The sequence below is a fragment of the Bradyrhizobium sp. WSM1417 genome (genome assembly GCF_000515415.1).
Taxonomy (GTDB): domain Bacteria; phylum Pseudomonadota; class Alphaproteobacteria; order Rhizobiales; family Xanthobacteraceae; genus Bradyrhizobium.
Map to the genome: position 1 here is coordinate 7,210,749 of NZ_KI911783.1, position 22,067 is coordinate 7,232,815.

Genomic DNA, 22,067 nt, shown 5'->3' on the forward strand with positions numbered 1-22,067 from the left:
CCGATCACTCCGCCAGCCACGAGGAGACGCCAAGCATGAATTGCGTCAGGAGCTCGTCGCTGGTGAGGTAGAGCAGCAGGAAGCCGCCGAACAGCACGAAGGGTACCGAGATGAAATAGACCGGGATCGCCGGCGTCAGCTTGTTGATCAGGCCGACCGCCAGGTTGACGACGACCGAATAGACGATGAAAGGGCTGGCGATCCGCAGCGTCAGCACGAATGCCTCCGACAGCCTGCCGACGAGCTGGTCGAGCGGCATGCTGCCGCCGAGCCGGTCGCCCGGATGCCAGACGTCGTAGGAGTTCATCAGCCCGCGCAGGATCTGCCAGTGCTGGTCGGTCATGAAGAACAGCGTGGTGACGGATGTCATGATCAGCGGCACTAGGGCCGGCGCCGGATCGGTGTCGCCGACCGGCGTCCCCGGGATGTTGCTCAGCCCGATCGCGCTGGCCATCACGGTGGCCATGGTCTGGAGTGCGAGAAAGAACACGCGACCGCCGAGCCCGATGACGCTGCCGACCACGAGCTCGGAACAGATCAGCAGCACGAGGGTCAGCGGCGCCGCGTTGTCCGTAAGTGGTTTCAGGACGGCGATCAGGATCGGCGTCAGCGCAAACGTCGTAACGAGCGCGACGAACAAGCGGACCTGGGCCGGAACGTTGACGCTGGAATAGCCGGGCACCAGCATCAGGCAGGCACCGATGCGGCAGAACACGATGAACGTCACCAGCACGCTGTCGGTGAGGCCGCTGATCACGATATGGCTCCGAGGGCCCTGATCTCGGTGCTGCGCGCGACTTCGACATGCGACAGGATCGGCAGGGTCGGAAAGACCCGCTCCAGGATCATCCGGACGTAGGGACGCGCTTCCGGGGTCACGGCCAGCACCACGCTGGTGCCGTTCTCGGTGAACTTGCGGATCGCGGCGCTGGCTTCGGTCGCAAACTGCTCGATCAGGCGCGGATCGGCGTCGAATTCGACAACGTCGCCCTTGGCGTCGCGCTTCAGGCTCTGGTGGAACGCGAGATCCCAACGGTTGCCGAGACGGACTACGTTGAGCACGCCGTTGTCGGAGAGATCGCCGCAAATCTGCTGGGCAAGACGTGTACGCACATGTTCTGCCACCTGCTCGGAGCGCCGCACATGGGGCGCGATCTCGGCGATGGCTTCGAGGATCAGATGGAGGTTGCGGATCGACACGCGCTCGGCCAGCAGGATCTTCAGGATCGCCAGCAGCCCCGAATACGATATCTGCGACGGGCAGAGATCCTCGACCAGTCGCTTGTATTCGGGATCGAGCCGGTCGAGCAGGCCGCGCATGTCCTTGTAGGACAGGAGCTGGGCGAGATTGGCCCTGATCACTTCGCTCAGATGCGTGAGCAGCACCGACAGATTATCGACCGGCTTGCAGCCCTGGCGCTTGACCTCATCGGTGAACGCGTCCGTCACCCACAGCGCCTTCATGCCGAAGGCCGGCTCGATCACCTCTTCGCCGGGAACGTCGGGCTTGCCATCCTTGTCGACGAGCACCAGCACTTCGCCAAGCCTGAGCTCGCCCTGGGCAACGCGGGTGTCGTGGATCCGGATCTGGTATCCCTTGGGATCGATCGACAGATTGTCGGTGAGCTTGATCTCGGGAACCACGAAGCCGTACTGCTTGGCGAACTTCTTGCGGATCTTGGCCACGCGGTGCGCCAGCTCGTTGCGCGAGCCCAGCAGATGGACCGAGAGGTGGCCGCCGAGCGCCAGCTCGATCTCCGCGGTCTTGAGCGATTCCTTGACGGATTCCTTGGCATCGACCTGGGCGCGTTCGTCGGCCTTGTGCGCATCTTCCTTCTGCTTCAGGGCTGCCTGCCGCCTCGGCAGCGAGTACCCGACGAAGGCCATGACGCCGCCGAGCAGCAGGAAGGGTGCGGTCGGCAGCCCCGGCATCAAGGCGAGCACGAACATCATCAGCGCGGCGGCCGACACCGCGCGCGGATAGCCGCCGAGCTGCCGCAACACCGCCTGCTCGGCCGAACCTCTGGTGCCGCCCTTCGAGACGAGCAGGCCCGCCGACAGCGACACGATCAGCGCGGGCATCTGCGTTACCAGACCGTCGCCCACGGAGAGCTTGGTGTAGACGTCGGCGGCGCGTGCCAGCGTCAATCCGTGATGCGTCACTCCGATGATGATACCGCCGAAAATGTTGATCGCGGTGATGATCAGGCCGGCGACGGCGTCGCCGCGGACGAATTTCGAGGCACCGTCCATGGCGCCGAAGAACGCGCTCTCCTCTTCCAGCTCGCGGCGCCGGCGCTGGGCTTCCTTGTCGTCGATCAGGCCCGCGGACAGATCCGCGTCGATCGCCATCTGCTTGCCGGGGATGGCATCCAGAGTGAAACGGGCGCCGACTTCGGCGATACGCGTTGCGCCCTTGGTGATCACGACGAAGTTCACCGTGACCAGAATCGCGAAGATGATCAGGCCGATGACGAAGTCACCACCCATGACGAACTTCGAGAAACCGGCAACGACATGGCCGGCGGCGTTTTCCCCCTCCCCGCCGCGCGACAGGATGAGACGGGTCGTTGCGACGTTGAGCGCAAGCCGCAGGATCGTCGCGATCAGGAGCACGGTCGGGAAGGCCGAGAAATCGAGCGGCCGCTGGATCCACAGCGCGACCATCAGGATCAGCGCCGACAGCGCGATCGAGAATGCGAGGCCGAGATCGATCAGGATCGGCGGTATGGGCAGGAACAGGATCGTGAGCATGGCCACGATGCCGCCTGCGAAAAAGGCGTCGGCGCCCAATCGTCGCGGGGTCGGCAGGCTAGCAGCTAACGTATCCGTCATGGGTCACCGGCAGAGGATCCGGCCCGTAATCTGCCGTGCAAAGCTTACGCGGGGGTGGTGGCAGGGGCGACAGAGGAGGTCGGGCCGTCCGGATCAGAAGCCGCGCTCGATGTGCGAATAGACCATCTCGGTGAAGGTGGACAGATGGGCTCCGATGAAGGAGCCCGAGACGGCGACGACCACGAGAATGACGATGATCTTCGGAACGAAGGTCAGCGTCACCTCCTGGATCTGGGTCAGGGCCTGGATCAGCGCGATGATGGTACCCACCAGCATCGCGGCACCGACCGCAGGCCCGGAGGCGACGATGATGGTCCAGATCGCCGCCTGGACGATGTCGAGAGCATCCCGTTCGTTCATGACTGGCTGATCGTGAGACCGGGGCCGATCGCGACTTTCGTGCCGTTCTCGAGCGTCGCGACCGAGCCGTCGCTGTTGATGGAGATCGAAGCGACCTTGCCGCTGAAGCTTGCTCCTGTCGCGTCCGTGAAGCTGACGGTCTTTCCGATCAGCCCGTCGGCCTGCGACAGCGACTGCGAAGACAGCAGAGCGTCGAGCTTGGTATTTGTCTGCATTGCCTGCTCGACCGACGAGAGCTGCGCAAACTGGCTCATATATTGCGAGGTATCCATCGGATTGGTCGGATCCTGATTCTTCATCTCCGCGATGAGGAGCTGAAGAAACGTGTTGTAGTCGACCCCGGTGCTCGACGTCGTCGTTGTCGTGCTGGTTGACTTGTTGGTACTATCGGTCGCGCTGGTGACGTTCATGTCGCTCTCCGCTGTCAGGCAGCCTCGAATGGGGAATCGATCTTGGCGCCGGCCAGGATGGCCTGCTCCACCGGAAACAGTGCCCGGATCCGCTTGAGCGCCTCGAAGTAACGGCTCGCCCCGACCAGGTCGTCGACCGCGCCAAGCCCGACCAGCATCTCCTGGCTCTCGCACACCGCGAGCAGAGCGGCGTGATGCTGCCCGTAGAGAGCCGAAGCATCCCGGACGTCGGTCGGATTCATCAGCATGAGCTGGACGATGAAATAGAGCTGCCGCAGCGCCGTGGTGGCGTCGGAGGCCTGCATGATCTGCCCTTCGAGCAGGAACATCACGTCGTTGACAAGCTCGACGGAGACCTTGCGGTCCACACGCAGCACCGCGCCGTTGATGTAGACCCGTTCGCCCGCACGCAAGGATATCTTCATCAAAGAGCGTCTCGGATCAGGCGGTTGATTTCGATGAGCTGCATCACGTCATTGGACTTTTCTTCGCGAAGGCGGTCGGCTTCCTTGACCACCCACAGCCCGATCGAGATGATGTCGGCGCGCAGCTTTTCCGGAAGCCCGTTTTCCGGATGCGCGAGATCCTCGATGAAGATCGTCCACAGCCGCCGCACATAGAGCAGGCTCTCGACCAGATCCTCAAGGCTGAAGCGGTCCTCCTGGATCCGCTCGAGCCGGTCGATGCCGAGGCTGAGCGCCTGCCGCTCGCGGCCCCGCGCCTCATAGCCGCTCTCGTCGACGACCGATTCATAGGCTTCAAACGTCATCAGGACAACTCTGCGCAGGAGACCGAACAACAAGACAAGGGTTACGCGCCTTACGAAGGAGCTGGAGTTAGAGATAGTTGATGAGGCTGATCTTCTGGAGCTGCGAGGTGAGCGCAAGTGCCGTCTGGATCTGCGCCTGCAAGGTGTTGACCCTGACGGAGGCTTCCGTCGGATCGACCTTCTCTATACCGACGATCTGATTGTTCAGAATGTCCTGCTGCGTCTTGAGCTTGTCGGTTGCGGAGGTGATCCGCTGCTGGACCGTGCCGATGTCGCCGCCGAGGGTCGCAAGGTCAGTGATGGCGTTTCCGACAAGGCCGATGGCCTTGTCCACGACGACCTGGAACGTCGCTTGGTCCAGGTTCGCGTTCCCGAGATCTGCCATCATGGTGTAGGCCTCGGCGAGCTTGCGGAAGCCTGTCTGATTGGCGCTGACGGAGGTATCGGCGATCTCGGTCGTCGAAATACGGCTTTGCATCACCTGGTCGGTAGCCGATGACCAATTCGTGTTCCAGGCCGGGCTCGCGAACTCGGCATCGAAGGTGGTGTCGAGGAAGGTCTGCATCTGGGCCGGCGTGATGGTGTTCACGCTGGGGGATGATTGCGAGAAGCCGAAGGTCGCAAGGAAGTCGGCATCGACCTGGTTCTTGCTGGCCGAGCCCGCGGTGTAGGCCGTGATCGGCGTGTTCTGCGTATTGATCCCCGCAAAGAGAGACGAGCCGTTATAGGAGACGTTCAGCGCGCCAATCAGATCCTGGAGGTTGGAGGACGCAGGCGGCAGGATGATCCGCCCGCCGCCGTCGGTGCTGCGCGCCGCGATCAGATCCTTGAGGAAGTCCGTCGCGGTCGAACCAAGCTGGGTGATCCGGCTCTGCGTGATGTCCAGGCGTCCCGAGACCAGCCCGTTGGTATCGACGAGCTGATCGGCGAAGCTCAAATCCGCCCGCAGGGTGACGTCGCCTCCCGTCGTGGCGCCAAGCTCGAGGCCGACATCGGCGAAGCGACCGGTGGTGGCTTCCTTCGAGGCCTTGGCCAGCGCGGCCTGATTGTTGGTGATCGATGACCTCAACGACGACGACAGCATCAAGGTCGAGATGTAGTTCGCGCTCATCATGACTTAATTTCCCACGGCAGCCAGCAGGCTCTGCAACATTTCGTCGACGGTCGAGATGATCTTCGACGACGCCGAATAGGTGCGTTCGACCTGGAGCATCAACGACATCTCGTCGTCCATGTTGACGCCGCTGACGTTCGACAGCGCAGCGGTGCTGCGGTCGAGCAGCGTTTTCTGGTAGGTGACGTTGGAGTCGGCGGTCTTGCGCTGGTTTTCGATCCAGCTCGTCGACGACGACGCGAAGTCGATCAAGCTGCCGTTCGGTTTGCCTTGCGTGGTTGCATCGAACGGCTGCGACGCATCCATGGCGCCGATGAGCTGCTGCAGCCGGGCCGAGTAACCGCCATTGCCGGCGGTATTGTATTGGTATGCGACGTTGCCGCTGATCGCACCGTCGCGCAGCAGATTGGGATTGCCGCCCTGGGCCGGATCGACCGATGCAGCAACGGAAATCGTACCAGCGAGGCCCACCAAGACGGTGGCGCTCGCCGGCATTGCCGGCGCGCCGGGATAGGTGAAGAGACCGGGGACGTCGGGCAGCGCCGGAACAGGCGACTGGTCACTTTCCTTGAAGGCATCGACCAGGCCGCGCGCGATTTCGTCGAGCTGGCTCTGGTAAGTAACCGTATCATTGTCGCGCAGCTGGGCCAGGCCAGCAAGCTTGCCGGACTTGAGCGGCATCGCGGAATTGGCGCCGGTCACCGGAACGCCGTCGATATAGACCGCATTGCCGGTGGTGCCGGCCGTATAGGCGTTCGTCGGTGCAAAGCTCACCGTTCGCGCCGTCTTGTCGAACAGCACGACGCCGCTGTCGGTATAGAGCGCCGCGTCGCCGTTGGGACGGAGCGACATCGAGACCCCGACCTCCTGCGACAGCTGCGAGACGATGCTGTCGCGTTGGTCGAGGTAGTCGGTGATGTCGTCGCCGGAGATCGTCCCCTTCACGATCGCGGTATTCACGGTCTGGAACTGGGAGAGCAGCCGATTGATGTTTTGAACCGACGTATTCATGTCGGCATCGGCGCCCTCACGGGCCGACTGCACGGTCCGGGTCGCCTGGTTGAGCGCGATCGCCATGTCCTTGGCGGACGTCACCGCTGCTTGCGCCAGCGTGGTGTTGTCCGGGGCGTTGGCATATTGCTGGAGCGCCTTCTTCAGCGCATTGAGCTGCGCCGTCGGCGACTGGTCGAGTTCCGGATCGTCCACCGTGGCAGCTGCGATCTTCTGGAGACCATCAAGGATCGCGCTCTGCTTGGCCGACGTCGAAGTTGCGGTCAGCACGTTGGTGTAGAGACCCGAACTCGCGGCGCGCTGGATCGCCGCCACGTAGACGCCGGTTCCCGGGAGGTTGTCCAGCACGGCAATCTTGCGCGAATAGCCGGCGGAGCTGGCGCCGGCGATGTTGCGCGAGATGACCGACGACTGGACGCCCGACGCCATCAGCGAGGAGCGGGCGGATTCGAGAGCGGCGGTAAGGTTCATGATCTGCTCTTGCCGGAACGAGCGCTGAGAGGCTCAGCGCTTCAGGTTGACGACGACGTCCAGCAGATCGGCGCCGGTCTGGAATGATTTCGAATTCGCGGTGAAACCTCGCTGCGCCTCGATCATGGAGGTCAACTCGTCCGCGAGATCGACATTGGAATCTTCCAGAGCACCCGACTGGATGGTGCCGAGCCCGCTCTTGCCAGAGACATCGACCTGCACGTTTCCAGAATCCAGGTTCGGCGAGTAGACGTTGCCGACTTCGGGTGTCAGACGATCCGGGCTCGGAACGGTGGCGAGCGCGATCTGGAAGCTCGGCAGCGGAGTGCCGTTCTTGAGGACGGCAGTGACCACACCCTTGCTGTCGATGTTCACCTTCTCAACAGCGGAGGGCGCGTTGCCGTCGACGTTCGCCTTGAAGTCGAAACTGGAGGCGACCTGGGTCATGGCCGAGAGGTCGATGTTGAAGGCAGCCGAACCACCGGGGATCGCCACCGTAAGCGATGTCGCACTCGGCGGCGGGCCCACCAGATCGAGCTTGCCTTTTCCGGTCGAGCTTACGTCAAACGTGAACGTGGTGCTGGGCCCGCTTGACGGAAGCGCCGTCGCGCCGTTGTAGACCTGCATATCCCAGGTATTTGCCGCAGTCTTTTTAGCGTAGACGTCGAGCGTCACGGCATTTCCGATATTGTCGTAAGTTACGATCGACGTCTTGGACGTGTAGTTGGCGGGGCCGGCCGGTCCAGCAGAGAAGGCGGCGCTCGGATCAAGATTGGCGGCGACGGTGGCCTTGGTCGAGGGTGACGCCTGCAGCGCCATCTGATTGACGTTGATGACCTGCAGGTTGCCGAAACCGTTGGCGGAAGTGTTGGGCACGGCGCCGTTCTGGATGTTGTAACCCATCAGCTGGAAGCCGGCGGCGTTGACGAGGTTGCCCGTGCTGTCGGGCACGAACGCACCGGCGCGCGTCAGGAAGTTGTTGCCGTTCGGATCCTGCACCACGAAGAAGCCGTTGCCCTGAACCGCGAGATCCGTCGCCGAGGTCGTGAACTGGTAATTGCCGGCATCGGAGATCGCGTAACGCACCGTGGTCTCGACCGCGCCGGAATCGTAATTGCCCGAGCCGCTCTTCAGGATCAGCGAGGAAAATTCGGTCGAAGCCCGCTTGTAGCCGGTGGTGTTGACGTTCGCGATGTTGTCCGAAACCGTCGACAGCTTGTTGGACTGCGCGCTCATCCCGGAAACGCCGGTGCGCATAACACCATACAGGCTCATGAAGTGGGCTCCTTTGGTAGGTTGCAGTTACAATGGAGGCTGTTGCTTGCGCGGGGCTGATGACGGGGAACATGCAAAAATTGGTATCGCCTCCTTAGGTCGTCTTGGGCTGACAGAACGATCGCGCCTTGTCGGTCCACGCGCCGAAGCCGCTGGAGACGAGATGCGCGACGATGTGACAGACGTAGCGCTTCTGTGCCGGCTGATTGTTGGGGCCTGCATTGTACCGGGCGACCGCCATGGTCCAGCTGCCCTCACGCTGCTTCAGCTCCTTCAGGAAGCGCGCGGCGTAGTCAACATTCCCAGCGGGATCGAACATCGCCCGGACCGAGGCGAATTTGTCGCCGTGATAGTAGTGGTTGATCTGCATGCAGCCGAGGTCGATCAGCTTGATCCCCCTAGCTCGCATGGCTTCGAAGTTGGCGATCGCGTCGTTCATGTCCTTGGCGAACACGGTCTGTCCTTCGGCGCCGAGCGCGTAAGGATGAAGCGCGCCGCGCCGCCCGGTCTCGGTCAGGCCGACCGCGTAGAGAATGCCGAGGGGAATTCCGTGCTGCTGGGACGCACGCGCCATCTCGCGCTCGCACGGGCGCGAATTGTCGGTCGCAGCAGTCGCGGCGCCGGCGTTACAGATAAACAGGGCCGCGACGAATCTGCGGCGCCACGTCCTGGTCATGACCGGTCTCCTGGTTGGACGGGCGCTCCTGTCGGGCCTGCTTCGCGCCGCCGTCGGCTTGTCCCGACGAATTGCTGGTACCGTCGAACGTGCCTTGCGACTGCGACGATGGCTGCTGGCCCGAAAGCTGCGGCTGCGACTGCCCGGAGCCGCTCTGGAAACCATCCAGCGAGCCGTGCTGGACCGGCGCAATGTCGGCGACGTAGCCCGCCGATTGCATCAGGTCGCGGATCGAATCGCGCTGCTGATCCAGCATCTGGCTCGTGTCCTTGCGCGCGGCGGCAAGGTGGACGGACACTTCGTTGCCGACCAGACGAAGGCGCACGGTGACATTGCCGAGCGCGGGCGGCTCGAGATTGATGGTCAGGATCTTGAGCGGCTGATCGGGCGCATTGGCTTGGGACACGGCAACATCTGCAGCTGCGGACGCCGTCGGTGCTGGAGCTTCTTTCAGCTCGGCGATAACGGCGTTGGCAACCTGCTGCGGAGCGTTGAACTGCACCGGCGGCAGATGGGTCTCCTGCTGGACCACGGTGACCTTGGTCGTCTCGGGCAATGCGTCCCGCGCCGAAGCCCTGGCGGCACGCTCGACATTGGCCGCGACGGCCTCGAAGCCGGGTGCCGTCGGCTTCGGCGATGGCTCACTGCCTTGCGGCGATGTCGCCTGGTCGGCAGCCGTCGCGTGCGACGCCGCGGCGTGCGAATGCGCGGCGGTTGGAGCCGCGGGAGACGCGGGCTCGGCTGTCGTCGCCTTCGCCATGCCCAAGGCCTGAACGTCGCGCTTCGTCGTGGAAGACCGCTCGTCACGCCCGGACGAATCCTTCTTGTCGCCGGTCGGTGCTTGCATCTGCGGCATCACGACCGGCGGCCCGGCGACGATCTCCTGTCCGATGATCCCGGCAATGCTCGATCGGCTCTGGACGTTGGCCTGCTCGGTAGGATCGAGGAATCCATGTTTCCCGGACGATTTCTCGGTGGGTTTCTCGTTCGATCCGGGCTCCTCGGCCGCCGCGTTACGGTTGTGCACCGTCTCGTCGTTCGCGTTGGCCTTCCCGCTGTGGTGCGCCAGTCGCGTCCGCAGCGTTCCGGCTTTCGCGGCCGTGTCGCTGCCCTCGTCGTTGAGCGCCCGCTTCGCGAGATTCGAGACGGTGTGCAGCAGATCGTTGAAGGACGAGTCCGCCGGCGCTTTCGCCCCGGCGCTCTTACCGGAGCGCGATGTGCCCCGCATGTTGAGGCTTTCGGCGAGACTCGAAAAGACCTGTCCGGAGGTTCCACTGAGCTTCGTCATGGACGGCGATCCCTGGTGAGAAGTTCGAGTTCTCCCAGCTGCTTCCGCGCGCGCGCAAGCGTTGCGGTCGACGACGCGAGGTCGAGACGCGCCGGCGTGACCGGAGGCTTGTCGGCTGCGGCGGCGGATCCGCCAGCGAACGGCTTGCGAACGTCGAGTGCGAGCTGCACCGTTGCATTGAGAAAGGGAATGTCGCGCTCGGGCAGCTTCGACCGGTCGAGCGCCTTCAACTCGGCGAGACCGCCGTCATATTCGTCTGTGAGCGCCCGCGACACGCCGCGGAATAGATGCGCCCGCTCGCGCTCCGCCGAGGCATCGGCGCTGAGCGCCAGCGCGCGTTCGCCGGCAAGCCGGGTCACGACCAGCCCTCCGCGCACCATCGCGGTCCGCGCGATCACGAGATAGAGCTTGAGGCGGCTCGCGCGGTCGATCTGCTCTAGCAGGGTGGTGATCCGCGCAAACCGACGCTCGTCGAGCGCGAGGCTCGATTGCGTGAGAACCGTGGAAAAACGCTGCCAGAAGTCTCCTGCATAGACCGAGTTGTGGTAGTGGCGGATGTAGGCCAGCGTCAGGAACTCGAACTTGTCGAAATCCTCGGCTTGCCCGACCAACAGGATCTCGCGCCGCAGCGCGGCCTCCTCCACCAATGTGCCCGGCAAGAGCAGGCGCGCGTCATCCAGACGCTCGATTGCAAGCGATGCCTCGGCGCGTGCGAACAGCGCGCCCTGGACCAGCGCGAGCTGCCCGCCCAGGCCCGCCGGAACCGTCCGCGGCTTGACGTCCTTGAGCAGTTCGCGCGCTTCGTCCTGACGACCCTCGACATAGGCCAGCGCGCCATCGAACAGCCGTCCATCGACGTTTAGCTTGTCGCGCGGCAGCTTGCGGATGATTTGCGGCGCGCCGCCGCTGAGCAGGTAGATGACGGCGGCCTGGCCGTTCTGCGGGTTGCTCCACACGCCCGGATCGGCTGCGAGAAATTTTTCGCCGATCTGCCGGATCAACGCGCTGTGGCTGCCGTGCGCCGCGCTATCGCCGTTGGCGATGCCGTCCTGCACGGCCTGCAACGCCCGAACGAGTTCATATGGCTCGCCCGATGCCGATACCATCGGTGCCGGCTCGGCGAATGCGCCTGCCACCGTGAACGACAGCAGTATCAGCAGCGCGGCGCAGAGAAGAGGCCTGATCAAGGACGCTTCTCCCGGACCATGATCTCGATCCGGCGATTCTGCGCAGCCGCCGGATCGTTTTGAAGTTTCGGCCGCCGATCGGCATAACCCTCGACATGCTCGATGCGCTGCGCATCGACGCCGGAGCGGACCAGCATGTAATAGGCCATCTGCGCACGGGCCGTTGACAGTCGCCAGTTGTCATAGGTCTCCGAACGGTACGGCCGATTGTCGGTGTGGCCGCGGACGATGATCACGCCGGGACGCTTCGTCAGCAGCGGGCCGATCTTGTCGATCACACGGATGAGTTCGGGCCGCGGCTCAGCAGAGCCGACCGCGAACATGCCGAAGTTGGCATCGTCGGTCAGGCTGATCAGCAGGCCTTCCTCAACCTGACGCACCTCGGCCACCGGTCCGGCGCCAGCCTTGACGTCCGACAGCGCGTCGGCGATCGCCGACTGAAGCTGCTTGACCGCTAGTTGCTGGGCCTGAGCCGCGTCGCGTGGCTCGGATTCCTTCGTCGTGTCGTTGGGACGCGGCTGCGCGGCGGCATTGACTTGATTACCAGCCTGGGCGCCCGGCTGCGCGCTCCCTTCGCGTGAGGCCTGTGATGGCGCGGGCCCCGGCGGCAGCAGAGCCGACAGATTTGCGGACGACGCATCGGCGTTCGGGGCCACGCTTCCGCCGGCATCGTCCTGCCTGGCTCGGCGTGCCTGCGGCTCGCCCTCACCTGTGCCGGACGCAGTGTCGCGCGCGGACGCATTCGGCTTGAGCTCGGGCTTGGGCTCGATGATGCGATCGGCATCCTTGGGTGCCTGCGGCGCAAGCTTCCAATAGCCGGGGTCGAACGGATCGCGGTAGGCGTCGCCTCCCTTGAGGCCATCCTCTTCGGCGGACGTCAAAGCGCCGGCGCGCCGCTGGCCCGAGGCCTGGTTCGCGCTGCTGGCGATCTCGGCGAGTGTCGTATAGGGATCGCGGAACAGGACCTTCTCCTCGTAGAAGGGCGGCTTCTCGGCCGTCGGAGAGTCACCGCGACGTTCCTCGCTCGGTCCTCCCGGCTGGCGCCTGCCGTCCTGGCCGTCGAACGACGACGGCTCCTTCTTGGAGAGATCCTTAAGCCCCTTCGGGGCAGGTGCGTTCTCCGCGAGCTTGATCGGATTGAAATAGCTCGCGACCACCTGCTTCTGATCCTGGTTGAGCGCATTGATCAGCCACATCACCAGGAAGAACGCCATCATCGCGGTCATGAAGTCCGCATAGGCGATCTTCCAAACGCCGCCGTGCGGTTTCTCGTCGTCGAAGGCGCTCCGCCGGCGGATGATGACCAGTTCTGACTTGACTTCATTCATGACGGACTACCGGCGCGCCTCTTTCAGGCGCTCGCTCCAGGCCGTGATCTGCGTCTCGATCACGGTCTGGTCGGCCACGACACGAACCTCGAATGTATCGGCGGCCTCATACTCGAAGCCCGTTCGCCGGGCCGTCCCGAGCTGCGTCTTCACCAGGTCGAGCAGTTCGCTTGGGCCGGTGACCTTGAACACCGGCACCGGCGAATTGCCGGTCAGCGCCGCAATCTGCTCGACCAGCGAGCCGATCGCCTTGTCGCGGACCGCATCGGCGAGGAACGGCAGCAATATCCGCGCAACGGAGCTCGCGATGTTGGTCTCGATTTCGCGGCAAGCCGTCTCGAAGCCGCTGACGACCGTCACCGCCTGCTGGTCGGACCACTTGGCCCGCTCTTCGCCGAGGCGGATCGCGCTGCGAACTCTTTCCTCGGCGATCCTGGACTCGCCCTCCGCGACGCCGGCCGCATGGCCGCGCCGAAAGGCATCGTCCAGGAGATTGGCCGCCGGGGCTTCCGCCTTCGGCGCCACAGGCGGCGACTGAAGCTGGGGCTGCGACTGCGGTTGCGAATGGGTCTGGAGCTGCGGTTGCGGCTCGCGCCGGGCTTCCTTCGGCCTCGTCAGCACATCCTGGATTTTGGGCGGCGGTGGAGGCGGAGGCGATTTGACCCGCCCGTTCGCGTCGAACTGCGTCAGGAGCTTTCCGATTGCCGCGTTCATGCCGCCTCCTCGCGTCGCATCCAGTCTTTAAGGATCGCTGCCGCCTGCATCTGATCGAGACGGACGATCTGCTCCAGCCGCTTCTGCGGCGTTCGTTGCATCTTGCCTTCGAGGTCTTCGACCAGGTTGAGCTCGGCCTCTTCGCTGTCCGCCAATGCGAGGGCACCCGCGGCCGACTCGAGCTGGGCGGCTTCTGCCGCCTCGGTCTGCTCCTGTGCCGCGCGATGGGTCAAAATGCCGTTGACCGCAGGACGAAGTCCGAACCACACCAGCATCGAAGCTACGGCCAGGATCGTGACGGCGTTGATGACGCTGCCGAGCTGCTTGTTGATCATCTCGACGAAGCTGATCGGCGGCACCGGCGCCAGTTCGCGCGAGCCTTCGATGAAATCGACGGCCGTCACCTGGATCTGGTCGCCGCGCGCCTTGTCCAGGCCGCCGGCGGTGGCTGCGAGTTGGCTGATCTCGGCGAGCTTGCTGTCGACGATGGCCTGGTTGCTCTTGTCGCCCAGGTCGGCAATGAGCCGCCCACGGTTGACCAGCACGGCAATGAACAGCTTCTTCACCGAATAGCCGTCGCTCACCGTCGTCGTGGTCTTGGATGAGACCTCGAAATTGGTGACGTCCTCGCGGCGGGTCTTGTCCTCGCTGGAATTCTTGGTGCCGCCGGCGTTCACCTGCTGGTCGGGAAGATTCTGCTGCACCGTGGTCGGCTGCGACCGGTCCGCGTTCTGTGACTTCTCGTTCTCGCGGACGTTCCGCACCGAACGCTCGGCGCGGCTCTCCGGATCGTAGACGGTCTCGTTGGTCTGCCGCTTGTCGGTGGAGAGCTGCGATGCAACGCTCACTTCGAAATTGTCGAGGCCCAGATACGGCGTCAACGCCTTGCGGATGTTCTCCTGCACCATTCCGCCGACCGTCTTCTGCAGGCTCGCCATCTTGGTCGGAGCAGCAGTTGCCTCGTCCTCTTCGGCAAGCAGCATCGAACCGTCGGCGTCCAGCACCGTGACCTTGTCGCGGCTCATGCCCGGGATCGCCGCCGCGACGAGATGGCGGATCGACTGCGCCGTGCGTGCCTCAATCGCGCCGTCGGTGCGCAGCACGACCGATGCCGAAGGCGGCTGCTGCGTCGCGCGGAACGACCCCCGTACCGGCATCACGATATGCACCCGCGCTGCCTTCACGCCCTTCATCAACTGCACCGTGCGCGCGATCTCGCCTTCCAGCGCCCGGAGCTTGGTGACCTCCTGCATGAACGAGGTCAAACCGAGCGAACCGATCTTGTCGAACAGCTCGTAGCCGGAATTGGCGCTGGTCGGCAGTCCCTTCTCAGCGAGCAGCATCCGCGCTTGCATGGTCTGGCTCGGACGGACCGAGACCGCGTCGCCGGCGGTATTGACGTCGAAGGTGATGTTTTGCTCGCGCAGTGCGGCACCCATGCGCGTCACGTCTTCGCGGGAAAGGCCGGTATAGAGCGTTTCGAATTCAGGCCGGCTCAGATAGTAGGCGCCGCCCACGACGGTGACGAGAACGGCGAAACCGATCAATCCCAAGGCCATCAGGCGTCGCGGCCCAAGCTCCAGCAGATTGTTGAGCAGTTGCTGTATCTGCGCACGACTGAACAGCATGTGACCTCATACCAATGCGAACGTAGAGGACACTCTGCTGCCAACCTTGTCTGAAGGTTGCGCGAGACCACGAACGTGTCGGTTCGCAGGCGAGGCGTTGCAATTTTACAAGAGACTGAGTGACGCAATCGCGCGCGTCGGCAACACGCGGACGCCGGTCGGATCGCGATGCGATGGGCGACGGAGTGTCGCCTGGGACGTGCGTCAGGAGATCGATGTGGGCACGTCGTGTGCCGTCGGATCCGCCGTTCGGCGGAGACCGTGCTCCCCGGGGAGCACGGTCGTTTTCGAAGCCGCGGCTTAGCGGAACAGCGACAGAATGCTCTGGCTGTTCTGGTTGGCGATCGAGAGCGCCTGAACGCCGAGTTGCTGCTGGGTCTGGAGCGCCTGAAGGCGGGTCGATTCCGCGTTCATGTCGGCGTCGACGAGCTGGCCGACACCGCGGTCCACGGAGTCCATCAGGGTCTTGACGAACTCAGTGTTGGTCGCGAGGCGGTTCTTGACGGCACCGAGATTGGCGGCGGCCGAGGCCACCGAGTTGATGCCAGCGGTGACTTGCGCGATGTAGCCGTCGAGCGTGGTCTGGTCAGCTGCCGAGTCGGTCAGTGCGGAGATGCTCATCGTGTCGATCGACGGAGAGGTCGAACCGGCCGTGTCCAGAATGCCGCCCTGCGCCGAGGTGTAGAGCGAGTAGTTGGCGGTGGTCACGGTGATGGAACCGATGGTGGGGGTGCCGCCGACACGCGAGTACGACGACACCAGGTTGAAGGTCGCCGGCGTGGTGGCGGTCGTGCTCAGCCAGTTGATGCCGTTGAAGGTTGCCGAGTTGGCCTTGAGCTTCATATCCTGCTGGATCTGGGTGATGTCAGCCTGGATCTTGGTGCGATCGATACCAGCGGTCTTGGCTTCGACCAGCAGCGCCTGGAGCTTGGTCAGGCCGGAGTCCTTGTCGCCGATAACCGAGGTCAGAGCGGTATATTCGGTGTCGACCGTCGCAGCCGACAAACCGAGCGAGTCGGACACCGCGGAGAGCGCGGCATTGTCGGAGCGCATCGACGTCGCGATCGACCAATAGGCAGCGTTGTCCGAGGCGGTCGAGACGCGCATACCGGTCGAGATCCGGTTCTGCGTCGTCGCGAGCTGCGAGCTCACGTTGCGAAGGGTCTGCAGCGCGGTCATTGCAGACGAGTTGGTGAGAAGGCTAGAACCCATTTTGATGTCCCTTTGGAGATTGAATTAAATTTGGGGACATACCGGACTTGCACCGGTACGGCAGGGCGGCGTCATGCCTTTGGGCTGCGCAAAAGCGTCAAGGCCCAACCTGTCGTAACGGCGACCATAGCCCGCGAAGCTTGTGCGAGGCTTGTGGCTCTGTGTCTTTGCCGCAACAAGGCGGCCGAAATTGCGGCGCGCGACGTCACGCCAAAACAAAAGGGCCGCGCTTCGCGAGAAGCGCGGCCCTCCCCGAATGGTTCGAGGTTTAGCGGAACAGCGACAGGATGCTCTGGCTGCTGTTATTGGCGATCGAGAGCGCCTGCACGCCGAGCTGCTGCTGGACCTGGAGGGCCGACAGGCGGGTGGACTCCTGGTTCATGTCGGCGTCGACGAGCTGGCCGATACCGCGATCCACCGAGTCCATCAGCGACTTCACGAAGTCCGAGTTGGTCGAGAGGCGGTTCTTGACGGCACCGAGATTGGCGGCGGCCGAGGCCACCGAGTTGATGCCAGCGGTGACCTGCGCGATGTAACCATCGAGCGTGGTCTGGTCAGCCGCCGAGTCGGTGAGCGCGGAGATGCTCATCGTGTCGATTGACGGAGAGGTCGAACCGGCCGTGTCCAGAATGCCGCCCTGCGCCGAGGTGTAGAGCGAGTAGTTGGCGGTGGTCACGGTGATGGAACCGATGGTGGGCGTGCCGCCGACACGCGAGTACGACGACACGAGGCTGAAGGTCGTCGGCGTCGTGGCGGTCGTGCTCAGCCAGTTGATGCCGTTGAAGGTCGCAGCATTGGCTGTCGCCTTCATCTGCTGCTGGATCTGGGTGACGTCGGCCTGGATCTTGCTGCGGTCGATACCGGCGGTCTTGGCTTCGACCAGCAGGGACTGGAGCTTGGTCAGGCCGGAGTCCTTGTCGCCGATGACCGTGGTCAGAGCGGTATATTCGGTGTCGACGGTCGCGGCCGACAGACCGAGCGAGTCGGAGACCGCCGAGAGCGCGGCGTTGTCGGCGCGCATCGAGGTCGCGATCGACCAGTAGGCAGCGTTGTCCGAAGCGGTCGAGACGCGCTGGCCGGTGGAGATGCGGGTCTGCGTGGTGGAGAGCTGCGAGCTCACAGACCGCAAGGTCTGGAGTGCGGTCATGGCGGTCGAGTTCGTAAGCAGGCTTGACATTGCGAATGTCCCTTTATGTACGCGTTACATTTTCACGAGGGGACATACCGGGCTTTCACCGGTACGGAGGGGCGGCATCATGCCTTTGGACTGATGTTGGTGGGGTCCAACCCGCCGTGACGCATTGCTAGCACGCCGAATCTTGCGCGCGGATTAAGATCGGCTTGAATTGCGCTGTAAAATCAGTTGGTTAACAGTACCTATTGCTAACCATAATCCGGTACTTCCCGCTAACCATAACCATCCCTCTGGCGCTCGTTGCCGTCACGAGAACGACCGCACCAGCCCGGAGGCGAGCAGGTTCCAGCCGTCGATCAGCACGAAGAACAGCATCTTGAACGGCAGTGCGAGGATCGTCGGTGGCATCATCATCATTCCCATCGACATGGTCAGCGTCGCCACGATCATGTCGATCACGAGGAACGGCAGGATAATGAGAAATCCGATCTCGAACGAACGCCTGAGCTCGGAAATCATAAAGGCCGGAATGATGACGCGCATGTCGACGCGCTTGTCGTCGAACTTCCTGCGGAAGCTCTCCGCGGCGAGCGATTCGAAGGTCTGCAGATCCTTGTCGCGAACATGGGCCAGCATGAATTCGCGGAACGGATCGGTGATCTTCAGATAGGCCTCTTCCTCCGAGATCTCGTTCTTCATCAGCGGCTGGATGCCGGTCTCCCAGGCGCGGTCGAAGGTCGGCGCCATCACGTAGAAGGTCATGAACAGCGCGAGGCTGATCAGCACCAGATTGGCCGGCGTGGTCTGGAGGCCGAGACCGGCGCGCAGGAACGACAGCGCCACCGCAAATCGCGTGAAGCTCGTCACCATGATGAGCAGTCCCGGCGCCACGGACAGCACCGTGATCACCGCCATCAACTGGATGATCCGGCCGCTGGTCGAGCCGTTGCCCGGCGGCAGCAGCGAATTGAGGTCCGGAATCTGGGCCAGTGCCACTTCGGGCAGCACGACCAGGAGCAACGCAAGCAGCAGGACTCTCAGTTTCACTGAATCACCAACGTCTCAATGATCAATTCGCGGATCTTGCCCGAGGAGCGGATATTGGCGCGTTCGGTCAGGTCGTCGCGCAGATGCTGAAGCCCGCGCGATCCCTCGAACTGCGCAACCGTCGCCGACCGCAGATAGGTGACGATGTCCTCGCTGATATGGGCCGCCAGGATGCCGGCATCCTCGTCGCTCATGCTGTCGGTCACCATGGAAGCTTCGATGCGGGCCCAGTTGTTGGCCGGCGCGCCGAGATTGGTCACGATCGGCGACAGCTTCCTGAGCCGCGCGCTGCCGGCGTAGCTCGAGGCAAGAGGCGGCGGCGTGGCGGTTTTCTTCGCATCGGCGACGCGTTCGGCGGCCGCAAACAGATGCAGGCCTGCAAGCGCGCCCGCGCCGATCGCGACCAGGGTCAGCACCAGGACGGCCGCAATCAGGCGCATGACGTCCCCTGCCCTCGTGACGCGGCCCGACGGTCGCGCATCTCAGAACGGTGCCACGGCGTCATAGATCCGATGTCCCCATCCAGGCTGCTGCACGTCCGAGAGATTTCCGCGGCCGCCATAGGCCACGCGCGCCTCGGCAATCTTCTCGTAGGAGATCGTGTTAGTTCGCGAGATATCGCGTGGACGCACGATGCCGCCGACGTTGAGCACGCGCATTTCCGTGTTGACTTTGAATTCCTGCGAGCCGCTGATCATCATATTGCCGTTCGGCAACACGTCGGTGACGATGGCTGCGATCGACAGTTTGATATCCTCTGTGCGGTCGATCTGGCCGTTGCCCTTGATCTGGGTGTTGGTGTTGAGGTTGGCGCTCGTCGAGCCCTTGTCCTGCCATCCCGCGACGTCCATCAGCCAGTCGAGTCCGAACTTGATCTGCGAATCGCGCGAACGGCCGGTCTTGTTGTCGAGCTTGGCCTTGTCCTGCATCGAGATGATCACCGTCACGACGTCGCCGACGCGCCGGGCGCGGGGATCGCGGTAGAGGTCGGTGCCGTCGTCCCAGGTCGAGCGATAGCTGACGGGCGAGTGCATGCGGGGCGTCACGGGAATCGGATCGGCCTGCGTCCTCAGGCCGCTCCCGACCGGCGACAATCGCGGGCCAGTCAGGACCTCGGCCGGATCAGTGACGCATCCGGCAAGCGATAACAGCGACAGGATGAGGATCAGATTCTTCATCTATTTGGTCTTTCCGTCATCCACGCGACGCATTCCGCCGAGCAGATCGGCGAGGTGCGCCGCGCGCCCCGTCTCCATCTCGTTGAAGATTGCGCTCGAGCTCCTCGGGCTGAGCTTTGCGAGCACGGCCGCAGCCGTCTCGTCCGCCATCCCGGCGATCTGGGTTGCGGCGGCGTCCGGCTTCATGCGCGAGTAGATCTCGACGACGCTCGCTTCGGCCTTCTTCAGGAAGTCGTCGCGCAACGCCATCCACTTCTCATATTCCGCGCGCTTGGCCTCGACCTCGGCGATCCGCTCGCGCAGCTGGTTCTCGGCCTTCTCCAGCTCCTTGAGCTGCCAGGCCAGTCTTGCATCGACGGCGGGGTCGGCGACATTGCTGCAGAACAGGGCGACTTCGTTGTCCGCGGTTGCAGCGGCCGGGGGTGGCACCGGCTTCGGCGGCGCCGTGACGCTGCCGGGCTTGGCCGGTCGCGGCGCGGCTGTGGGTGCCGGCGCGGGCTTCTCGGAGGCCGGCACGGCAGCCGTGGTCGCCGGTCCCGAATCCTCGGCTGCCCACGCCGTCGCCCGCATCGACGCATTGTCGCTCGGGATCGACGAGATCGGCTTCTGCGAGCCAGGCGCGCGGGCGCGCGCGAAGGACAGCAGGTTGAGCGGCTTCGACGGCTTGGCCTCATCCAGCGCCAGAACGGGCGAAGCGCTCGCGAGCGCGGAGGCCGCGACCAGGAGGAGGAGTTTAGCTTTATGATCCAGCTTCAACATCGGTCCGCGTGCGATTCTCGGTCGAGAGAGCATTGAGCGACCAAGCTTGCAGGGCGCTTGCGCGTCATTGCACGATGACATCCGCCTGGAGGGCGCCGGCCGTCTTGATCGCCTGGAGGATCGCGATGATGCCGGATGGTTTCAGGCCGATCTGGTTCAGGCCGCGCACCAGGCGCTGGAGATCGACGCCGCTCAGGATCGCCACCTGCGATCCGGCCTCGTTGGCCTCGACCACGGTCTGGGGTACGACCACCGTCTGCCCCTTCGAGAAGGGCGCCGGTTGCGATACCACGGGAAGCTCGGTGACGCGGACCGTCAGATTGCCGTGCGTCACGGCAACGGTCGATATCCGTACGTCGCGTCCGATCACTACCGTGCCGGTACGCTCGTTGATCACCACCCGCGCCGGCGTGTCCGGCTCGACGGTCAGCTCGCCGATTTCGGCGAGGAAGCGGACCGGGCCGATGTGGCGCGGCTTCGACAGCACGATGGTGCGGTAGTCGCGCTCGAAGGCGATCTGCGCGCGGTAGCGTCCGCCTGCGTAGCGATTGATGGCGTCGAGGATTCGCGTTGCGGTGACGAAGTCGGGGTTCTTGAGCTCCAGCACAAGATACTCCATTTCATGGAGACTACCCTGCACCTCGCGCTCGACCAACGCGCCGTTCGGGATGCGGCCCGCGGTCGGCGTGCCCTGGCTGACGTTCTGGGCCTGGCCTCCGACGCTGTAACCGGCGACCGTGACCGCGCCTTGCGCCACTGCATAGACCGCGCCGTCCGCCGCGCGCAGCGACGTCATCACCAGCGTGCCGCCGAGCAGCGAAGTCGCATCGCCGAGCGACGACACCGTCACGTCCATGCGCTCGCCCGCACCGATCGAGGGCTGCAGGTCCGCGGTCACCATCACGGCCGCGACATTGCGCGTGCGCAGCGTCGTCGGACGCGGCGGATTGTTGGTGCTCGTGGTCTCGTTCCTGACATTGATGCCCATGTTCTCGAGCATCGATTGCAGGGACTGCTCCGTGAACGGCGCATTGCGGAGCGTGTCGCCGGTGCCGTTCAGGCCGATGACGAGGCCGTAGCCGACGATCTGGTTTTCGCGCAATCCCTTGATATCCGCGATGTCCTTGATGCGGACGGCGGCCTGGGCGCTGGCGGCGGAAACGAGCAGGACGAGCGCAAGCAGGACTCTGGTCATGACCCGTCCACGACCTTGACGGTGCCGTCCGGCTGGACGATGCCCCTGATGATCACGCCCGTATCGGTGTTACGTATCGGGATGAGCGCACCGGGCGCGCCGGACTGCATCGCTGCGCCGTAGGTCACGATCGACAGGCCGCTGTCTTCGACCACGACCTTGACCATCGCGCCGCGAGCGACCGTCCAGGGATCCTCCACCGAGTTGGTCGGGATCGGTTGGCCGGGGAGCAGCGCGCGGCGCGCCATGCGGCCGACCAGGACCTGGCGTCCTTCGATGAACATGGCGACGCCGAGCACGTTGGACGCGAAGGCCCGCTCGGTGATCATGTCGTCCCGGATCAGCTCGCCGGCGCGGATCGAGACGGCCGGCACGGGAAGCCGCTTCTCCTCGGCCGCCGCGACTCGCGCGAAGACGAGAACCAGCAGCACGGCGGCCAACCCGCGCTTGATCGAGCCCATCCTGTTCAACATGG

General features: G+C 64.1%; 23 protein-coding genes. All 23 read right to left on the reverse strand.

What is annotated here, in order from left to right; all coding sequences use genetic code 11:
• Nucleotides 1–4 precede the first annotated feature (4 nt).
• Nucleotides 5–757 carry a flagellar biosynthesis protein FliR gene (fliR, locus tag BRA1417_RS0135245; protein ID WP_027519842.1) on the reverse strand — a complete coding sequence of 251 codons (753 nt, stop codon included), beginning with the start codon at nucleotides 755–757 and terminating at the stop codon, nucleotides 5–7.
• A complete protein-coding gene (gene flhA, locus BRA1417_RS0135250; protein ID WP_027519843.1) occupies nucleotides 754–2,835 on the reverse strand; it encodes a flagellar biosynthesis protein FlhA in 2,082 nt (693 codons plus the stop codon). Before flhA ends, fliR begins: the two co-directional genes overlap by 4 nt.
• Nucleotides 2,836–2,928: 93 nt before the next feature.
• Nucleotides 2,929–3,195 (reverse strand): flagellar biosynthesis protein FliQ, encoded by a 267-nt coding sequence (fliQ, locus tag BRA1417_RS0135255; protein WP_018453982.1) that lies wholly within the window; start codon nucleotides 3,193–3,195, stop codon nucleotides 2,929–2,931.
• A complete protein-coding gene (gene flgD, locus BRA1417_RS0135260; protein ID WP_027519844.1) occupies nucleotides 3,192–3,605 on the reverse strand; it encodes a flagellar hook assembly protein FlgD in 414 nt (137 codons plus the stop codon). The genes fliQ and flgD overlap by 4 nt, the downstream gene beginning before the upstream one ends.
• A gap of 14 nt (nucleotides 3,606–3,619) precedes the next feature.
• Entirely contained in the window at nucleotides 3,620–4,030 is a 411-nt protein-coding gene (gene flbT, locus BRA1417_RS0135265) for a flagellar biosynthesis repressor FlbT (protein WP_027519845.1), read from the reverse strand.
• Complete coding sequence (gene flaF, locus BRA1417_RS0135270) at nucleotides 4,030–4,374, reverse strand: flagellar biosynthesis regulator FlaF (RefSeq protein ID WP_027519846.1); 345 nt, start codon at nucleotides 4,372–4,374, stop codon at nucleotides 4,030–4,032. Before flaF ends, flbT begins: the two co-directional genes overlap by 1 nt.
• A 67-nt stretch (nucleotides 4,375–4,441) precedes the next feature.
• Nucleotides 4,442–5,488, reverse strand: a complete 1,047-nt coding sequence (locus BRA1417_RS0135275; protein WP_027519847.1) for a flagellar hook-associated family protein — start codon at nucleotides 5,486–5,488, stop codon at nucleotides 4,442–4,444.
• A 3-nt stretch (nucleotides 5,489–5,491) separates the two neighbouring features.
• Nucleotides 5,492–6,970 (reverse strand): flagellar hook-associated protein FlgK, encoded by a 1,479-nt coding sequence (gene flgK, locus BRA1417_RS0135280; RefSeq protein WP_027519848.1) that lies wholly within the window; start codon nucleotides 6,968–6,970, stop codon nucleotides 5,492–5,494.
• A 33-nt stretch (nucleotides 6,971–7,003) separates the two neighbouring features.
• On the reverse strand, nucleotides 7,004–8,245 hold the full coding sequence (locus tag BRA1417_RS0135285; RefSeq protein ID WP_027519849.1) for a flagellar hook protein FlgE: 1,242 nt from the start codon (nucleotides 8,243–8,245) through the stop codon (nucleotides 7,004–7,006).
• Between the two features lie 94 nt (nucleotides 8,246–8,339).
• Nucleotides 8,340–8,921, reverse strand: a complete 582-nt coding sequence (locus tag BRA1417_RS0135290) for a transglycosylase SLT domain-containing protein (protein ID WP_027519850.1) — start codon at nucleotides 8,919–8,921, stop codon at nucleotides 8,340–8,342.
• Entirely contained in the window at nucleotides 8,872–10,209 is a 1,338-nt protein-coding gene (locus BRA1417_RS0135295) for a flagellar hook-length control protein FliK (RefSeq protein ID WP_027519851.1), read from the reverse strand. The genes BRA1417_RS0135290 and BRA1417_RS0135295 overlap by 50 nt, the downstream gene beginning before the upstream one ends.
• Complete coding sequence (locus tag BRA1417_RS0135300) at nucleotides 10,206–11,396, reverse strand: chemotaxis protein (RefSeq protein WP_027519852.1); 1,191 nt, start codon at nucleotides 11,394–11,396, stop codon at nucleotides 10,206–10,208. Before BRA1417_RS0135300 ends, BRA1417_RS0135295 begins: the two co-directional genes overlap by 4 nt.
• On the reverse strand, nucleotides 11,393–12,724 hold the full coding sequence (locus BRA1417_RS0135305) for a MotB family protein (protein ID WP_027519853.1): 1,332 nt from the start codon (nucleotides 12,722–12,724) through the stop codon (nucleotides 11,393–11,395). Before BRA1417_RS0135305 ends, BRA1417_RS0135300 begins: the two co-directional genes overlap by 4 nt.
• Nucleotides 12,725–12,730: 6 nt before the next feature.
• Complete coding sequence (locus BRA1417_RS0135310) at nucleotides 12,731–13,438, reverse strand: hypothetical protein (RefSeq protein WP_027519854.1); 708 nt, start codon at nucleotides 13,436–13,438, stop codon at nucleotides 12,731–12,733.
• Nucleotides 13,435–15,066, reverse strand: a complete 1,632-nt coding sequence (gene fliF, locus BRA1417_RS0135315; protein ID WP_027519855.1) for a flagellar basal-body MS-ring/collar protein FliF — start codon at nucleotides 15,064–15,066, stop codon at nucleotides 13,435–13,437. Before fliF ends, BRA1417_RS0135310 begins: the two co-directional genes overlap by 4 nt.
• Nucleotides 15,067–15,366: 300 nt before the next feature.
• On the reverse strand, nucleotides 15,367–16,278 hold the full coding sequence (locus BRA1417_RS0135320) for a flagellin (protein ID WP_027519856.1): 912 nt from the start codon (nucleotides 16,276–16,278) through the stop codon (nucleotides 15,367–15,369).
• A 268-nt stretch (nucleotides 16,279–16,546) separates the two neighbouring features.
• On the reverse strand, nucleotides 16,547–17,455 hold the full coding sequence (locus tag BRA1417_RS0135325; RefSeq protein WP_027519857.1) for a flagellin: 909 nt from the start codon (nucleotides 17,453–17,455) through the stop codon (nucleotides 16,547–16,549).
• 264 nt (nucleotides 17,456–17,719) lie between these two features.
• Nucleotides 17,720–18,460: a flagellar type III secretion system pore protein FliP gene (gene fliP / locus BRA1417_RS0135330; protein WP_007595877.1), complete on the reverse strand. Its 741-nt coding sequence runs from the start codon at nucleotides 18,458–18,460 to the stop codon at nucleotides 17,720–17,722.
• A complete protein-coding gene (locus tag BRA1417_RS0135335) occupies nucleotides 18,457–18,900 on the reverse strand; it encodes a flagellar basal body-associated FliL family protein (RefSeq protein ID WP_027519858.1) in 444 nt (147 codons plus the stop codon). Before BRA1417_RS0135335 ends, fliP begins: the two co-directional genes overlap by 4 nt.
• Nucleotides 18,901–18,942: 42 nt before the next feature.
• Nucleotides 18,943–19,638, reverse strand: coding sequence for a flagellar basal body L-ring protein FlgH (flgH, locus tag BRA1417_RS0135340; protein WP_018453966.1), 696 nt, complete (start codon nucleotides 19,636–19,638; stop codon nucleotides 18,943–18,945).
• Complete coding sequence (locus tag BRA1417_RS0135345) at nucleotides 19,639–20,397, reverse strand: MotE family protein (RefSeq protein WP_027519859.1); 759 nt, start codon at nucleotides 20,395–20,397, stop codon at nucleotides 19,639–19,641.
• 64 nt (nucleotides 20,398–20,461) lie between these two features.
• Entirely contained in the window at nucleotides 20,462–21,592 is a 1,131-nt protein-coding gene (gene flgI / locus BRA1417_RS0135350) for a flagellar basal body P-ring protein FlgI (RefSeq protein ID WP_007595884.1), read from the reverse strand.
• A complete protein-coding gene (gene flgA, locus BRA1417_RS0135355) occupies nucleotides 21,589–22,065 on the reverse strand; it encodes a flagellar basal body P-ring formation chaperone FlgA (protein WP_051448437.1) in 477 nt (158 codons plus the stop codon). Before flgA ends, flgI begins: the two co-directional genes overlap by 4 nt.
• Nucleotides 22,066–22,067: the final 2 nt, after the last annotated feature.

Bases quoted from the DNA above. Each gene is read 5' to 3' on its own strand.
- BRA1417_RS0135320 (WP_027519856.1), bottom strand. From the start codon at position 16,278: ATGGGTTCTAGCCTTCTCACCAACTCGTCTGCAATGACCGCGCTGCAG.
- BRA1417_RS0135290 (WP_027519850.1), bottom strand. From the start codon at position 8,921: ATGACCAGGACGTGGCGCCGCAGATTCGTCGCGGCCCTGTTTATCTGT.
- BRA1417_RS0135275 (WP_027519847.1), bottom strand. From the start codon at position 5,488: ATGATGAGCGCGAACTACATCTCGACCTTGATGCTGTCGTCGTCGTTG.
- flgD (WP_027519844.1), bottom strand. From the start codon at position 3,605: ATGAACGTCACCAGCGCGACCGATAGTACCAACAAGTCAACCAGCACG.
- flbT (WP_027519845.1), bottom strand. From the start codon at position 4,030: ATGAAGATATCCTTGCGTGCGGGCGAACGGGTCTACATCAACGGCGCG.
- flgI (WP_007595884.1), bottom strand. From the start codon at position 21,592: ATGACCAGAGTCCTGCTTGCGCTCGTCCTGCTCGTTTCCGCCGCCAGC.
- flhA (WP_027519843.1), bottom strand. From the start codon at position 2,835: ATGACGGATACGTTAGCTGCTAGCCTGCCGACCCCGCGACGATTGGGC.
- fliQ (WP_018453982.1), bottom strand. From the start codon at position 3,195: ATGAACGAACGGGATGCTCTCGACATCGTCCAGGCGGCGATCTGGACC.
- BRA1417_RS0135285 (WP_027519849.1), bottom strand. From the start codon at position 8,245: ATGAGCCTGTATGGTGTTATGCGCACCGGCGTTTCCGGGATGAGCGCG.
- BRA1417_RS0135305 (WP_027519853.1), bottom strand. From the start codon at position 12,724: ATGAATGAAGTCAAGTCAGAACTGGTCATCATCCGCCGGCGGAGCGCC.
- BRA1417_RS0135335 (WP_027519858.1), bottom strand. From the start codon at position 18,900: ATGCGCCTGATTGCGGCCGTCCTGGTGCTGACCCTGGTCGCGATCGGC.
- BRA1417_RS0135325 (WP_027519857.1), bottom strand. From the start codon at position 17,455: ATGTCAAGCCTGCTTACGAACTCGACCGCCATGACCGCACTCCAGACC.
- flgH (WP_018453966.1), bottom strand. From the start codon at position 19,638: ATGAAGAATCTGATCCTCATCCTGTCGCTGTTATCGCTTGCCGGATGC.
- BRA1417_RS0135295 (WP_027519851.1), bottom strand. From the start codon at position 10,209: ATGACGAAGCTCAGTGGAACCTCCGGACAGGTCTTTTCGAGTCTCGCC.
- flgA (WP_051448437.1), bottom strand. From the start codon at position 22,065: ATGTTGAACAGGATGGGCTCGATCAAGCGCGGGTTGGCCGCCGTGCTG.
- BRA1417_RS0135345 (WP_027519859.1), bottom strand. From the start codon at position 20,397: ATGTTGAAGCTGGATCATAAAGCTAAACTCCTCCTCCTGGTCGCGGCC.
- flgK (WP_027519848.1), bottom strand. From the start codon at position 6,970: ATGAACCTTACCGCCGCTCTCGAATCCGCCCGCTCCTCGCTGATGGCG.
- fliF (WP_027519855.1), bottom strand. From the start codon at position 15,066: ATGCTGTTCAGTCGTGCGCAGATACAGCAACTGCTCAACAATCTGCTG.
- flaF (WP_027519846.1), bottom strand. From the start codon at position 4,374: ATGACGTTTGAAGCCTATGAATCGGTCGTCGACGAGAGCGGCTATGAG.
- BRA1417_RS0135310 (WP_027519854.1), bottom strand. From the start codon at position 13,438: ATGAACGCGGCAATCGGAAAGCTCCTGACGCAGTTCGACGCGAACGGG.